Here is a 15,286-nt window from a genome sequence, read left to right as displayed (position 1 = left end):
CCGGCACTCAGCGGGAGGGCAGGTGCCGACGGTAGGAGCGCATGAGCAGCAGCCCGCACACCACACCCACGCCCGCGAGGCCGAGCAGCAGGGCGGGAACGGCGACGCCCGTCCGCCCGGCGACGAACGACAGGACGGTGGGGGCGAGGAAACCACCGTAGGCGACCGCGTAGAAGACGCCGGTGAGCCCGGCCAGGCCGGCGGGGCCCGCGATGCGCTGCACCTCCAGGACGCCGGAGACCATCGCGACCCCCATACCGGCACCCGACACCGTCGCCGCCACGATGCCCAGCGGCCAGGACTGCCAGTGCACGGCGACCGCGACCAGCACCGTGGCGGCGACGACGACCGCCACGCCGGTGAGCAGGCCGCGGGCGCTGTCCACCGCGTCGAGGCGCTTGGCCCACGGCTGCACCAGCGCCGCCGCGGCGAGGGCCACGGCCGTGAGCAGGGTCGCGTACGCGATGCCGAGCCCGCCGGTCACGCCCGCGAGCAGGACCGGCAGGTAGCCGTACCCCAGGCCGGCGGCCGCGAACGTCCACGGCGCGGCGACCACCACGACGCGGGTGAACCGGCGATGTCCCGCCGCGGGCACGCGCAACCGGCCGCGCAGCGGACCGGACACTCCCCCGGTCGTGACGGTCTCCGGCGCGCGCGGCACCAGCCACAGCAGCGGCGCCGCCAGCACGACGTGGATCAGGAACGGCAGCCCCTCCGGCCACGGACCCCACTGGGCGATCAGGCCGGCGACGACAGCCCCGGCCGCCGAGCCCAGGGAGAACGCCAGCGCGGCGCGACGCGCTCCCGTGCCGGCGTCGGCGCCGAGGTCGAACGGAGCCTGGGAAAGCTCCTTCAGCCAGCTGGTGCCGACGCACGTGGCCGTGCCCACCGCCACGCCGGCCAGGAACCGGCCCAGGCAGATCACCCACGGCCCGGCCTCGCCGAAGGTGAGGGTGGCGCTCGTCGCCAGCGCGGCGGCGGCACCGGCCGCCATCACCGGCCGGCGGCCGAAGCGGTCGCTGAGCGCGCCGCTGAGCAGGAACGCCGGGACCAGCCCGAGCACGTACACGCCGAGGAAGCCGTTGACCGCGGCCGTGGAGTAGTGCTGCCGCTGCTGATAGAGCAGCAGCAACGGGCTGAACTGGTTGCCCGCCCAGGTGCACAGGAACATCACCGCGAACACCGGCACCCAGGCCCGAGTCCGGGTCCGGGTCGGCGCGGCCGCTGGCCGGGCGGCGACCGCGGTCACAGCAGCCCCTGATGTCGGGCGAGGTGCCGCGCCAGCACCGCGTCGTACCCGGCGGCGTCGTGCTCGCCCAGGCACCGCGCGAGCTCCCGGTGGTCGGCGAACGATGCGGCGGGCGCGACGTCGGTGCTGGTGAGCACCACGTACGCGAGCCGCAGCTGCCGGTCGCGCAGCAGGTCGTAGAAGTGCTCGGCGATGGGGTTGCCGGACAGGGCGACGACCGCGGTGTGGAAGTCGATGTCGGCCACGACGAACGCGCCGACGTCCCCGGCCGCCATGGCCGTCTCCTGCCGGTCGAGCGGGCCCTGCAACGCGCGCGACACCTCGCCCGGGTCACGGCGGCGGGCGGCGATCCGGGCGGCCGCGGTCCGCTCGAGGGCGCCGCGCATCTCCAGCACGTCGGCGGCCTCGCTCATGGGGATCGGCGACACCGTCGCGCCCTGCCGCGACGAGAGCCGGATCAGCCGCTCGGCCTCCAGCCGCAGGAACGCCTCGTGCACCGGGGTCCGGCTCAACCGCAGATCGGCGCAGATCTGCCCCTCGCTGAGCCGGTCACCGCCCGCCAGCTCGCCGCGGATGATGCGGCCCTTGGTGTACGCGTACGCGCGCTCCGCCGCCGACCCGGTCGTCTCGATCGTCACAGCGGCCAGGCTACCTCCTTGCATGCATCGTTGCATGCAAGGAGGGCGCGTGACGGCCGGCACGTCGCGTATGCTTTCCTAGGATGCTAGGAACCGAGGTACATGAGGGCCTCGGCGGCGACGGGGCGGAAGCCGGCGGCCTGGAAGGCGCGGACGCTGCGCGCGTTGCCGGCCGCCTGCTGTGACCAGACGTGCTCCCCCGCCGGGACGAGGTGCCGGGCCGCGGTGGCCAGCGCGCGGCCCAGCCCCCGGTCCTGGGCGTCCTCGTCGACCTCGATCGCCGTCTCCCAGCGGCCCGCCACTCCCCGGCCGAGGACGACGATCCCGCCACCGGCGGACCACACCCGCACCTCGTCGCGGTGGTGCAGCGCGCGCCGGACCCGGGGGTGGTCCGGATCGGTGAGCTCGCGGAGCCGTACCGGCGGATCCCCGGGCAACGGGGCGGCCACGGTCAGCAGGTCGATCGTGTCCATGGCGCGCGACGTGCGCTCGAGCAGCGCCGCGAGGAAGCGCGGGTGCATGGCGGCGGCGAGGGGGTCGCAGTCCAGGGCCGCGAGGGCCGCGCGCACCCAGCCCGGGTCCTCGTCGGTGAACACCACCGAGTGGGCGGTGAACGCGACCACCCCCGCGTCGCGGGCGGAGGGCTGCGGCACGACCGTCACGCCACCGTCCGCGGGCGGGAACCGGCCGCCTGCCGCCGACGCCAGCAGCTGAGTGAGATCCACCCGTACAGGTATAGCGAACCGCTCAGTCCGCACCGGGCCGCGCCGATGGTCCGGGCGGCGGCATGTCCTCGGGTGCTCAGGAGGCATGATGGTGGACAAGACGATCAAGACGCGCGGCTGGACGTTGTGGTCGCGGAGCGGCTACCGGGGGCCGAGCGACCTCAAACCGGGCGCGGGCGGCGGCGGGACCGACCTGGGCGAGCCGCCCGACGACGTGCCGGAGCCGTCAGGCGCACCGGCCGCCAGACCAGCGGCGCCGGCGCGGCGGAGGCCGGCCGCCGGGGGCGCCACGCCGATCGACCAGATCATCGCCGACAGGGCGATCCGCATCGAGTATCAGCCCGTCCACGACACCGAACACGGCCAGATCGTCGGGTTCGAGGCGCTCACCCGCGGGCCCGACGGGCCGCTGCAGTCGCCGGTGCAGTTGTTCGCCGCCGCGCACGCCGCGGGGCGGCTCGGTGAGCTGGACTGGATCTGCCGGGTGACGGCGTTCCGGGAGATGCTCGACGCGCGGCTGCCGCCGTCGATCTCGTTGTTCGTCAACGTCGAGGCCGACTCGCTCATCGAGCCGTGCCCGGCGGATCTGCTGCCGACGGTGCAGGAGGCCGAGCAACGGCTGCGGGTGTACGTCGACCTGACCGGCCGGGCGATCTCGCGGTTCCCGTGCCACGCGCTGGAGACCGCGCGCCGGGCAAGGGCCGCGAACTGGGGCGTCGCCATCAACGACATCGAGTTCAGCGCCGCCGGCGCCGCGCTGCTGCCGACGCTGGAGCCGGACGTGGTGAAGCTGAACCACCAGCTGATCGCCAGCGGGCTCGGGCAGGCGAACTCGGCGCTGATCGCCGCGATGGCCGAGTCGGAGCGGACCCGCGCCGCGCTGCTGGTCGAGCGGGTCGAGAACAGCGACGCGTCGATGATCGCCCGCGCCGCCGGGTCGCACCTGCAGCAGGGGCACCTGCTGGGCAAGCCGGGGCCGCTGCCGGATCAGCTCCCCCAGCCGGTGCACCCGATCCCGTTGCTGGTCCATCCGGACCCGGACCAGGCGCTCAGCACGCCGTGGAGCGTCCTGAGCACCGGCGGCGCCCGGCAGACGTCGAACGTCAGCCAGGCGGGCCTGGACCATCTCGTCCTGTCGGTGACGACGAAAGCCGCGGCCGGCGACCAGGCACCGGTCATCGCGGCGGTCGTGCCCGTCGAGGGCGCGACCATGGCGCCGGAGCGGCAGGTGATGTTCACGATGCTGCTGGAGCGCTGCCCGCTGATCGTCCTCGTCGGCCCGAACGTCTCGGCGTGGGGGGACTGGCGGGTCAGGGCCGCCGACCTGCCGGTCGGGCACGCGTTCGCGCACGAAACGTGCTTCGTGGTCCTGTCGCCCACGATCTCGATCGCCGTGGCCGGGCAACCGCACGGCGGACGGCCACAGGACCCGCCCGTATGGGACATCGCGGTCACCCAGAATCCCGACCTGTGCCGGACGGTCATGCGCCAGGTCCTGCGTGCCGTCGACGCTCTCGCCGGCGGTGTCCACCACTACGGCTGACCGGCGCGGGCGGGGTTCGCGGCCCGGCGGAGCAGCCGGCCGACGACGACGAACCCGGCGGCGGCCAGCAGCACGTACACCGGGACCAGGAGGATCGCGTCGGCCGTCACGAGGTCCGCGGACCACCCGGCTTGGCGCTCCCCGCCGAAGAGCGTGACCCGGTTGACGGTCAGGAACGTCAGGTGCGCGCCGACGCAGGTCCAGATCGTCGCGGACACGGTCGCGGTGCGGGCGGTCACCAGCATGAACCCGAACACCAGCAGGAGCACGACGTAAGCGATCGGGTCCTCGCCTGCGGGCGCGGGCCCGATCGGGCCCGGGTCGCCGCCGCACGCCCACGTGACCGCCGCGTTGACGGCGCTCGCGGCGCCCGGCACCGCCACGAACAGGGCGGTGGTCAGCAGGCCGGTGCGGGCGGGCCCGTACCGCTCGCGCAGCGTGCCCCACGTGTAGCCGCGCAGGCTCAGCTCCTCCGGCATCGCCTCGAGCAGGACCGCGACGACCGCGTTGGTGGCGAGGAACGCCAGCAGCGCGCCCGGGTCGAGGCCGCTCCAGCGCAGCCAGCCGGCGGCCGTGCCGGCGCCGAACACGACCGCGGCGGCGCCGGCGACGACGGCCACGCCGAGGACGAACCCCTGGGTCGCCTCCCGCGGGCCGGTGAGGCCGAGCCGCGCGGCCGGGGCGCCGTCGCGCCGCCGCAGGGCGAGGACGAGCGGCACGGCGATCCCGGCGACCAGCAGCGCCGGCACCAGCCGCGCGGGGAAGCCGGCCAGGCCGGCCCAGCGGATGACGGCGTCGCCGGCCGCCTGCCCGGCGCCGAGCGCGACCGCCATGACCGCGGCGCCGAGCACGGCCCGCCAGGGACGGACGGAGGAACGTCGGGTCGGCCGGGCCGGCGTCTGCGCGCGCATCGTCTGCCTCCGTCAACGCCCGGCGAACAGCCGGTCCAGATAGGTGTCCATCGCGGCGACGACGAGCGCTGCCCGCTCCTGTTCGGGCAGGACGAGCGCCTGCACGACGAGCCCGTCCTGCACCGCGAGGATCAGCGCCGCCTCGATGTCCGGGTCGAGGGCGGGGTCGAGGGCGCCGGCCCGCTGCGCCTCGCCGAGGAAGCCGGCCAGCCACCGCTTGAGGTCGCCGTCCATCTCGGCGCTGAGCGGGCCGATCGCCGGCGACACGGGCGCGGCCGCGGCGAACGTCAGCCACACCTTGGCGTCGCGGCTGCGGGCCTCGTCCACCGGCAGCCAGACGTGCAGGACCCGCCGCAGGGCGTCCCGCGGCGGGCCACTCAGATCCAGCGCCCGGACCCGCTCCAGCAGGCCTTCGGCGACGTGTTTGTAGGCGGCGGTGACGAGTTCTTCCTTGGTGCGGAAGTAGTACTGCACCTGGGCGACGGAGACCCCGGCCTCGGCCGCGACGGCCCGGACGCTGACCGCCGCGATACCGCCGTCGGCGACCACGCGGACCAGCGCGTCGAGCAGGTGATCCCCGCGACCCATCGAAGCTCACCGTCCTGTACGAACGTACTGTACATCTGCACTGTACGTTCGTACAGGACGGCCTGTCGAGCCCGTGCTAGTCGAACGGCCACACCTGCGAGAACGTTGCCTCGTCATCGCAGCCGAACGGGGTCCAGCCGCACCACGACACGCCGGCCGCGTACCCGCCGACCTGACCGAAGGAGTAGTCGAGGCCCTTCTGGACGGACGGTTCGGCGCCGAAGGCGACCTTCGCGGCCACCCTCCCCGTCAGCGGGCCGACGGCAAGCCCCAACGCTGTGGTGGCCAGCTGCCGGTTGCCCTTGTCGGTCTCACCGCCGAGGTAGTAGGCCCCGGCCGAGACCGCCCCGATGCCGGCCCCCACCGCCGTGCACCAGAGGATCGGGCAGAACCCCGTCAGGAACTGCACGAAGTTCAGGATGTTGCCGACCCTGCACACCTCCTTGCCGCTGGAGCACTCGAACGGGTCCTCGTACTGGCCACCCTGGTACTTCGGTTGTTTGGGGCCTATCACCGTCGAGTAGTTCTGGCAGACGCGCTCCTGCTTGGGGGTCGCCGAGCCCGGGGAGCACGCCGTCTGGGCTGCCTTGAGCGGGCAGTACTTGTTGCCGTAGAGGTCGTGCCGGAACCCGTCGGTGGACTCCCAGCAGATCTCGCCCTTCAGCCCACCGCCGCCGCCGTTGCTGCACGGAACCGCGACACCCAGCTCCTCCTCGGGGGCACACGGGGAGACCGTGACGGGGCCCATCATGCCCTCCTTGCAGTTGTGGTACAGCCACACCTTGCCCTTGTACTTCAGGACCGTCTTGCCCGTGGCCTTCTTGGGGTCGCCGCCCTTGTCCACGATGATCACTATGACCGGCGGATCCTCCGGCGCGGGCGGCGCCGCGGCGGGCGGGTTCGGGGCGCACTCGTTGCCGCGGCAGGCGTAGCGGCCGTCCGGATCCGACAGCGTCACCGGGCTGTTCTCGGCGTAGGAGTACCCGTTCATGCCCTGCAGCTTGTTCGCATCCAGGATCGGGTCCACGGAGACGAACCGGCCCGCACGCGGGTCGTACTCGCGGGCGCCGAGATGCACCAGGCCCGTGTCGTCGGCGTAGCCGTTGAGGAACCCGCGCTTGGACGGCCAGGTCACCACCGGGCCACGCGGGTTGCCGAACGGGTCCGCCCGGCGCACCGTCTTGCTCAGGTCCGTCGCCTTGAACGACAGCCCCGCCGTGCCCTGGTGGTCGGCGCACTGCCAGCTGAGCCCCTGCGGGGTGCGCACCGCGATCGTCTGGCCGGCGTGCACGTAGCTGCGGGTGCCGGAGGTGGCCCCGCCCGCCAGCCGGTACTCGACGTCGCCCAGGTGCAGCGTGGTGCCGGCCGGGTCCTTCGTCAGCAGCCGCGCCCCGTCGGCGTCGTACAGGTAGGACGTGGTGCCGGTGCTGTCGCTGACCGACTCCAGCTGGTTGGCCGGGGTCCACGTCAGCGTCTGCGACGGCCGGCCGGCGATCGACCGGGTGGTGACGTTGCCGCCGTTGTCGTACCCGTACGTGTCGGTACCCGTACCCGCGCCGGTGGTGGCGATCTGCGTGACAGCGTGCGGCCGTCCCGTACCGACCCCCTGCGCCGGATACGTGTAGGTGCGGTTGAAGTCGCCGCCGGCGGTGTGGGTCACCTCGCTGGTCCGGTTGCCGCTGGCGTCGCTCGTGTACGACTTCCAGTACGCCGCCGCACCGCCGAGCCCGGCGACCGTCGGCGCCGCCGCGCAGTTGCCGGACGTCGGCGTCCACGCCTCGCTGAGCCGGAACCGGTCGTCGTACCGAAAGCACTGCACGTCGTCCTGGCCGGCGCTGTACTGCGCGATCCTGTCCGCGATCGACAGCACGTTGCCGGAGGCGTCGTAGGTGTACGTGGCGTTCTTCGCCACGGTGTTCGGGATGTCGCCGTACACCAGGTGGTTGGACAGCTGCTTGGTGCCCGGGTAGTACGACCACAGCTGCCGCAGGTTCTTGCCGGCCGCCGAGTCGCGCAGCTGCATGCCGCCGAGCATCCCCTCGGGCTTGTACTGGGTGTCCACGACGTACGTGCCGAGGTTCGACTGCAGCGTCAGCGGGTTGCCCAGCGCCGTGTAGCCGAGCTGCAGCGTCTCGTCGTTGAGTCCGCCGTAGTTCGGCACGCTCACCTTCGCCGACGCGGTCGCCGTGGCGACGGTCCCGTCCGCGTTGTAGGTCGACTCGGTGACGTAGTCGCCGGCGAGGGTCCCGGTCGTGGTGTTCGACGGGATCGTCACCTTGGTCTTCTTCGGCTGGCCGGCCGCCGTGTACTCGGTGACCTGCCGGGTGTAGGCCTGCCCGCCCTGGTAGCGGATCGCCGCGGTGGGCTGCCCGTGCACCAGCGTGTCGTAGGTCCACTCGGCGGTCTTGTTCGTCATGGTGCCGGTGTACTCGGCGGTCCTGCGGCCGAGCCCGTCGTACGTGGTGTACATCGTGACGTTGCGGGCGCTCACCGTCTTCGTGACCTTGCCCAGCAGGTCGTACCCGAACGTGCTCTTGCCGGTGTCCGGGTCGTTGGCCTCGGTGACCCGGCCCATGGCGTCCACGACGTAGGTCCAGAGGTTGCCAGACCCGTCCGTGACCGAGGCGACCTCCCCGTTCGGGTGGTAGGTGCGGCGCATCACGTCGTGCGCGCCGTTCACCGGATCGGCGACGTTGCCGCGGTAGGTCCACAGAGCCGTGATCCGTCCGCGGGCATCGGTGAACGTCGAGGTCGCCGAGCTGCCGGCCGGCGGGCTCACGTCCTCGCGGTCGCCGCCGTACGCGTGGCTGCCGGTCCACTGGATGACGCCGCTGAGCTGCCACGCCTGCAGGATCAGCCGGCCCGCGCCGTCGTAGGTGGAGCGGGTCTGGCCCGGCACCTCAGTATCGGTGGCCAGCCGCAGCGTCCCGCTCGGCGCGCCGGTGGCCCCGAACGCCGGCCTGGACACCTTCGCCAGCCCCCGGCTGTCGTAGAGGGTCTCGGCGATGACCCGGTTGCCGCCCTCCGCCGGGGTCTGCTCCTGCCTGGGGCGCAGCTTGCTGTCCAGCAGCGCGTAGCTGGTCAGGTACCCGTTACCGGCGGTGTTGAGCCGGCTGGTGGCGACGCTCGACGCGCCGGTCTGGCGCAGGTCGTAGGCGAACTTCACCGACGCCGTCTCGTTCGCGGCCTTGTTGCGGCCCGGCGCCCACACCGACACGACCCGGCTGAGCTTGTCGTAGGCGAAGTCGGTCCGCCGGGTCGTCCCGGGTCCGCTGACATCCTTGTCGACGACCGAGATGGCGCGGCCGCTGGCGGGGTCGACGTCGGTGTCGGTGACCCACCCGAGCGGGTTGGTGACGGAGACCTTGGTGACCGGTCCCCCGGTGGCCGGCGTGTAGGCGGTGCCGGTGTGGTAGTTCTCGGCGTCCCACACGTCGACGGACCGGCCGTGCTCGTCCGCGGCGGCCCTCGTCGTGGTCTGGTACGTCGGGTTCGTCGCGTTCGGCGTCAGCAGCTGCTCGACCCTGGAGGTGAAGCCCTTGGTCAGGGTCGTGGAGTAGAACGTCGCCCCGTCGTACCACATCCGCACGTCGGAGACGACGTCCGTGACCCGGTTCGGGGTGAGTGCGCAGCGCACCGCGACCACCTCGACCCGGGACAGGTGCTGGATGTTCGTCCCGGCGGCGTTGCTCGCGTACCACTGCCGCACGCACTGGTCGTCGGCGGTCGTGGACAGGTCGGCCTCGTCGTCGACCCGCTCCACCCGGCCGGTGCCGTCGGCCAGGAACGTGTTGGTGGTCCGGGTCTTGCGGGGCGCCCGCCCGCCGTCGAGCGTCGTCGTGACCTGCGTCGCCCTCACGTTCGTCACCCATGCCCGCATGGTGATGCCGAGGACGTCCTGGGTGGCGGTCGGCCCGTACTCGTACGGGTCGGTCTTCGTCTTGTCGACCACGGTCGAGGTCTCGCCGAGGTAGTTGATCTGCTCCCGGACGGTGCCGGCGAACCGGTCCTCGTCGGCCCAGCTGCCGCCGTCGGAGTCGGGCACGGATGCGGTACGGGTACCGCTGCTGAGCTTGTCACCGTGCATGCCGCGGAAGTACGTCGTCTCGCTCTTCAGCCGCACGCTCGTCGCGGCGCCGCGCAGCACCCGCACCTTCTGGTAGCCGCGCCACAGCCCCCACGTGCGCCGGTTCGGCATCGCGATGGGGTTCTGGTCGGAGTGCCACGCCGGGTCGCCGATGTACTCGTAGGTGGTCTCCTCGTCCTCGGTGCCGTCGGTCGCGTCGCCGCCGTCGCCCTCGGCGACCTTCTCCACGCGGTACTTGTGGAAGTACTCCAGCTTCGGGGAGCTGGTGCCCGGCGGCACCCAGTACTGCGGGTAGCAGCGCCGGTTGTTGTTGTCGGGTGCGGCCGGCATGGTCTGCCCGGCGACGCAGTCCTCCGCCGAGTAGGTCACGGCGATCGTGTTGCCGGACTCGGTGAGGATCGAGCGCATCCGGTAGCGGGTGATGCTGTTCGTGGTGCCGGCCATGTCGACGCGGTTGCGCATCCCGACGGGGTTGAGCTGGACCGGGGGTGTGCACGCGTCGGCGTCGTCGGTGGTGCCGCAGCCCTTGATGCTGGACAGCCACAGCACCTTCTGCAGGTTGACGCCCGGGTCGTTCCACTGGTGGCTGAGCTTGGTCTGCGTCACCCGGCGCCACGTCCGGTTGCCGGTGGCGACCTCGGTGGTGACCGTGCTGAGCCGTTTCGTGGTGAAGAACGTCGGGGAGTAGCGGCCGGCGCAGCTGGTGCCGGAGCACAGCTGGTCGACCGGGGCGTCGGGGAAGTTCGCCGCGTTGGCCGCGACCGGCACGCAGGTCGCGCCGGGGGTGATGCACCGTTCCTCGGTGCCGAACACGACCCGGGCCGGCGCGGTGCCGGCGAAGACGGTGTCGGCGCCGGCCGCGTTCTGCCGCGTGCCGTAGTCGATCTCCCGCACGTACAGGTCACGGACGTACGGCGTCCCGGCCGAGTCGGTGCGGTTGCGGGCGTAGTTGTTGACGTGCCGCTCGTAGAAGTACGACATGGTGTTCTTGAACGGGTCGACGACGTAGTCGAGGTTCCACCGGTACGCCTGCTGGCACCAGCCGTTCGCGTTGCACGGCTCGCCGGTGTTGTTGCCGTACACCGGCTCGTACCCGACGGACTTGGTCTCGGTGGCCGGGTCGCCGTCCCAGCCGGGCAGCCGGTTGAGGCCGAAGTAGTACTCGGTGCCGTCGGTCGTCGTCACCCGCCAGTACTCGCCGTCGTCGTCGCCGTTGCCGGTGGCGAGGTTGGCGAGCTTCTCGACCTTCGCGCCGTTGTCGGCCGACGGCCGCCACTTGCCGTTCTCCAGCACCAGCGTGCTCGACTGCCCGTTCAGGGTCATGGTGGCGTTCTCGCCCACCCAGCACACGTCGCCGGTGCCGGTCCGGCCGTCGTCGGTGCAGCCGCGGTAGCCGCGCTCGATCGACCCGGGCTGCCAGTTGAAGCCCTCACCGACCCAGCTCGGCTGCGAGTTCCCGGCGGCGGTCATCCCGTCGACGGACTGCGAGGAGTACCCGAGCTGCACCTGCGGCGTCGGCCCGCCGGCGCCCGGCGGCAGCGGCACCGGGTAGCCCCAGTTGAACCCGCCGGCGCTGCCGCCCGCGCTCCACTTGTTGGCGGCGTTGAGGTCGGTGGCCTTGAAGTCGCCGCCGTCGGAGTCGGGCCCCGCGGCGAGCGCGACGAGCATGCCGGAGCGGGCCTGCGGCGCGGCCGCGGTCGTCGCGTCGAGCCGCTGGTCCAGCAGCGCGGGCGCGGCGACGGCGGCGGACACCACCCCGGTGACCGGGTCGTTCGTCGAGTCGAGCGCCTGCTCCTGGCAGCCCGGCAGGTCCGGGGTGCTCAGCGCGCACTCCGGCAGCGCGACGAGGCGCAGCCGGCGGGACCAGTCGGCGCCGTAGGCGTCGCGGAACCCGGTGTAGTCCACGCCGACGACGACCGCGCCCGCACCGGCACGGCCGTCGCTGCGGCCGACCCGGAACACGACGTCACGCCCGCCGGTGCCGTGCGCGAGCAGGCTCACCCGCACCGTGCCGGGCACGGTGCCGAGCGACTCGCCCGACAGCCGCTGCTGCGGGCCGAGGGCGGCGCCCGCCCGCGCGCCGACCGGCAGCCCCTGCGCCCAGGCGAGGGCCGGGGCGGCCGTCGCCTGCGGCGAGGCCGCGGCGGGCAGCTGCACCTCGGCCGTGCCGGCGGCCGGCCAGGCGACCTTCGGCGCGGCCGTCACGGTCGGCTGCGGGTCCTTCGCCGGCGCCTTGAACACCGCGTCGCGGCCCTGCACCAGCGGCCGGTCCTTCGGCAGCTTGAGGTCGACCGGGGCGGCGTTCGCCGGGATCACGGCGACGCCGTCGGTCAGCAGCGTGAGCGCGAGGGCGGCGAGCCCCACCCACCGCGCCCTCACAGCGCACGCACCGTGGTCGGGTCGAGCGTGCCGGTGACGCTCGTCGAGTTCCACCAGCTCAGCTCGGTCCTCGCCTCACCTGCGACGAACCCGCCGGTGACCACCTTGATCGTGGTGCTGGTCGTGCCGTCGAAGCAGACGATGTCGAACCGGCCGTTGCCGTCGATGTCACCGCCGGTGAACCGCCAGGACGCGGCGGTGGAGGTGCCCGGGATCGCCATGCACGACGCGGGCGCGAAGGACATCCCGGTGGAGATCGCCGCGCACACGCCCGAGCCGGACTTCAGGATCTCGTACAGGTCCTCGTCGCCGTCACCGTCGGCGTCGCCGCTGAAGGTCGTGATGGTGTTCGTCATGCACTTGACGCCGGCGCCGGAGCGGGACACGGGGTTCGTGGCGAGGGTGCCGTCGCCCGGGGGCCGGAAGCGCCAGAGGCCGGTGTCGCAGTTGCCGTAGTCGTACCACACGAGGATCTCCGCCTTGCCGTCCTTGTCGAAGTCGCCGGCGACCGGCATCTTCAGCCGGTTGCCGTCCCAGTTGCCGGGGCCCGAGTCCCACGACTGGACCGGGCTGTTGAAGCCGGTGCCGTCGGACTTCGCCTGGAACAGGAACGTCCGCTCCTGGTTGCCGTCGTAGCGGTAGAACGCGGTGATGTCGGTCTTGCCGTCGCCGGTGAAGTCGCCGGCGACCGCCTGGACCCGGTCGAAGCACCAGCCGCCGGCGCCGGAGTCCCACAGCTGCGCCGCGGCGCTGTAGCCGTTGCCGTCCGACAGCCACCACGACAGGGTCATGCGGCAGCCGCCGTAGTCGCGGAACATGGCGACGTCGGAGCGGCCGTCGCCGTTGAAGTCGCCGCTGAGCCCCTTGATGGTCGCCATCGGATACGCCTGCGGGTCGTTGACCACGGGCGTCACCGGCGTGGTCGTGCCGCTGCCGTCAGCCTTCGTCGTCCACCGCATCAGCGACGTGCGGTAGCCGCCCGGGTCGACGACGGCGACGATGTCGGCGTTGTCGTCGCCGGTCGCGTCGGCCCGCTTCCGCGACAGGGTCCCCGGGCTCGCCAGGAACATCCACAGGCCCGGCGTGTGGAAGTTGCCGACGTTCGGGGCCTGCGGCGACCGGTTGCCGCTGGCGTCGACCGCGACCACGCTCAGGATGTTGATCCCGCCGGAGCCGTCGACGGGCACGATCGGCACGGTCGCCACGCCGTTCGCCGCGGCCGGCACCCAGATGTACGGGGTCCGCTCCACGGTGCCGACGGAGTAGTAGTAGCCGACGACCCGGTCCAGGACCTGGTCCACCGGGCTGAACGTCACCGTGGCCGGTGCCCCGGCGACCGCCCCCGGGCCCGCCGGGAACGGGAAGTCCTGCAGGTCGCTGCTGGTGAGCAGCGGCTGCGCCGGCGCGGTCCCGTCGACCACGAAGTGGCACCACGGCGAGTAGCCGCTGTAGTGGTTGCCGTCCCACGCCCGCACCCGCCACTGGATGTTGTGACCGTTGGGCAGCGACGAGCCGGGGATGTTGACGGTGATCGTGCGCGGTGCCGGCAGGCCCGGTGTGTCCGGCACGGTCACCGCGCCCGTGCCGGCGGTCAGGTCCTGCCACTCGAACTTGCCGACGATGTTCTGGTCGGTCTCGGCGTCCTGCACCTTGGTGCTCAGCTGCACGCCGTTGTTCGCGCCGATCGCCGGCTGGCCGCTCGTGCCGCTGGAGTAGCAGCCGATGGTGCTGCCGTCACCGGTCGCGGACTGGTCCGAGATCGTCGGCGGGGTGTTGTACTGCACGACCAGGTTCGTGTTCGCCGCCGACAGCTTCTTCCACTGGTGGGAGTCGCTCTCCGAGCCGAGGAACACGAACGTGTAGGCGCCGAACCGGGCGTCGGCCCAGCTCTGCATCTGCGAGGTGAGGATCCAGCTCGGGTTGTTGCCCGGCGCGCTGCAGCTCTGCGCCGACCGCGCCCCGTACGACGTCAGGACCACCGGCGCCCAGCCGAGCCGGCTGCCGTTGAGCCCGGACCCGATCGCCCCGCTCTGCGCCAGGGTCAGGTCGGTGCCGGTGCAGTTCCACGAGTGCGTGACGAGGGTCTTGAGCTCGGCGGCGATGATCTGCTTGCCGTGCACGGCCGTCAGGCCGAACTCGAAGTACGCCCGCCAGTTGGTGCCGCAGCACTCCGGGTTGCGGCCGACGCGGGCGACGTCGCCGACGCCGCCGGAGTAGCTGTAGTTGTCGCTGTTGGCGTACGCGAAGCTGGTCCGCGGCAGGCCGATCTGCGGGTCGACGTACAGCGGCAGGGTGAGGCTCTCGTCGGCCAGCCACGCCGGGTCAGGGCGCAGGACCAGCTCGCCACCGGTCAGCTCGGTCGCGACCGCGCCGGTGCGGGTGAGGTCCTCCGCGCCGCGGGCGGTGCCGCCGCCGGAGGCGTCCCACATGCCGGCCGGCGCCGAGGCGAGCACCGCGGTGCCCGTGCCGTCGAGGACCTCGAACGTGCCGTCGGCGCGGGTGCGGGTGGCGGGTCCGGTGACGGCGACCGCGATGCGGCGCAGCGCCGGGTTCGCCTGCGCCGCGCGGGTCTTCACCACCAGCACGTAGTTGAAGCTGTCGGAGAGCGCCCGCACCCGTAGGTCGACGCCGTCGAGCACGTCCGGGTAGACGACGCTGTCGCCGTCGATCCGGCCCGCGGGCAGTGCCGCCGGCCAGCGCAGCGCGAACGCCCCGGCCGCGGTCTGCACCGTCGCGAAGGGCTGGGTGCCGCCGGTGGAGAAGGTCACGGGCAGCTCGGCGGCCTTGGCGGCGAAGCCGCCGGCCTTCGCCGGCTGCAACGCCGTGTCGATCGGCGTCCAGCCGCTCGCGGTCTTGACCCGCTTCGGCGTCGCGGACGCCTCGTAGGTCATCGAGCCGTTCGGGTTGGCGAACGTCTGCGACTTGGCGGTGCGGGCGCCGACCACCTCGAAGCGCTTGCCGCACAGGCGCGCGGACGCCCTGGCGGTCTTCTCGTCCTGTTGCACCGCCTCCGCGGCGCATGCGGCGCTCGGCGGGGCGGCGGCCGCCGTGTGCGGCACGACGGTGACCCAGCCGAGGCCGAGGCCTAACCCGGCGAGGACCAGTCCGGCGCGCCGGCGCGCCGAGGAGAACCTGCCCATAGTTGTCCCTCCAAGGAACGGGCGAG

General features: G+C 72.9%; 8 protein-coding genes. 1 reads left to right on the top strand and 7 read right to left on the bottom strand.

The window, feature by feature from the left end; genetic code table 11:
• Window positions 1–7: 7 nt before the first annotated feature.
• The 3 genes from AB0I21_RS24455 to AB0I21_RS24445 form a co-directional block, all read right to left on the bottom strand.
• Window positions 8–1,249 (bottom strand): MFS transporter, encoded by a 1,242-nt coding sequence (locus tag AB0I21_RS24455; RefSeq protein WP_360564415.1) that lies wholly within the window; start codon window positions 1,247–1,249, stop codon window positions 8–10.
• Window positions 1,246–1,887: a GntR family transcriptional regulator gene (locus AB0I21_RS24450; protein WP_360564413.1), complete on the bottom strand. Its 642-nt coding sequence runs from the start codon at window positions 1,885–1,887 to the stop codon at window positions 1,246–1,248. Before AB0I21_RS24450 ends, AB0I21_RS24455 begins: the two co-directional genes overlap by 4 nt.
• Window positions 1,888–1,973: 86 nt before the next feature.
• The gene (locus tag AB0I21_RS24445; protein WP_360564541.1) at window positions 1,974–2,624 is read right to left on the bottom strand and encodes a GNAT family N-acetyltransferase; all 651 of its coding nucleotides are present in this window, start codon (window positions 2,622–2,624) and stop codon (window positions 1,974–1,976) included.
• A 73-nt stretch (window positions 2,625–2,697) separates the two neighbouring features.
• On the opposite strand from AB0I21_RS24445, the gene AB0I21_RS24440 reads away from it, so the two are divergent.
• A complete protein-coding gene (locus AB0I21_RS24440; RefSeq protein ID WP_360564412.1) occupies window positions 2,698–4,155 on the top strand; it encodes an EAL domain-containing protein in 1,458 nt (485 codons plus the stop codon).
• Here the strand turns inward: AB0I21_RS24440 and AB0I21_RS24435 are convergent.
• From AB0I21_RS24435 to AB0I21_RS24420, 4 genes are all read right to left on the bottom strand, one after another.
• Entirely contained in the window at window positions 4,146–5,066 is a 921-nt protein-coding gene (locus AB0I21_RS24435; RefSeq protein ID WP_360564410.1) for a CPBP family glutamic-type intramembrane protease, read from the bottom strand. The two genes, AB0I21_RS24440 and AB0I21_RS24435, sit on opposite strands and share 10 nt — an antisense overlap.
• Window positions 5,067–5,078: 12 nt before the next feature.
• Window positions 5,079–5,654: a TetR/AcrR family transcriptional regulator gene (locus tag AB0I21_RS24430; RefSeq protein WP_360564408.1), complete on the bottom strand. Its 576-nt coding sequence runs from the start codon at window positions 5,652–5,654 to the stop codon at window positions 5,079–5,081.
• A 76-nt stretch (window positions 5,655–5,730) separates the two neighbouring features.
• A complete protein-coding gene (locus AB0I21_RS24425; protein WP_360564406.1) occupies window positions 5,731–12,120 on the bottom strand; it encodes an RHS repeat-associated core domain-containing protein in 6,390 nt (2,129 codons plus the stop codon).
• A complete protein-coding gene (locus AB0I21_RS24420; protein ID WP_360564404.1) occupies window positions 12,117–15,260 on the bottom strand; it encodes a VCBS repeat-containing protein in 3,144 nt (1,047 codons plus the stop codon). Before AB0I21_RS24420 ends, AB0I21_RS24425 begins: the two co-directional genes overlap by 4 nt.
• Window positions 15,261–15,286: the final 26 nt, after the last annotated feature.

Source organism: Dactylosporangium sp. NPDC050588 (assembly GCF_040654975.1).
Classification (GTDB): Bacteria; Actinomycetota; Actinomycetes; order Mycobacteriales; family Micromonosporaceae; genus Dactylosporangium; species Dactylosporangium maewongense.
The sequence above is the reverse complement of the archived record's forward strand: the minus strand, read 5'-3'. Positions and strand labels throughout refer to the sequence as shown.

What these genes read in the sequence shown, in the direction of transcription:
- AB0I21_RS24440 (WP_360564412.1), top strand. Translation starts at nt 2,698, where the DNA reads ATGATGGTGGACAAGACGATCAAGACGCGCGGCTGGACGTTGTGGTCG.
- AB0I21_RS24420 (WP_360564404.1), bottom strand. Translation starts at nt 15,260, where the DNA reads ATGGGCAGGTTCTCCTCGGCGCGCCGGCGCGCCGGACTGGTCCTCGCC.
- AB0I21_RS24435 (WP_360564410.1), bottom strand. Translation starts at nt 5,066, where the DNA reads ATGCGCGCGCAGACGCCGGCCCGGCCGACCCGACGTTCCTCCGTCCGT.
- AB0I21_RS24430 (WP_360564408.1), bottom strand. Translation starts at nt 5,654, where the DNA reads ATGGGTCGCGGGGATCACCTGCTCGACGCGCTGGTCCGCGTGGTCGCC.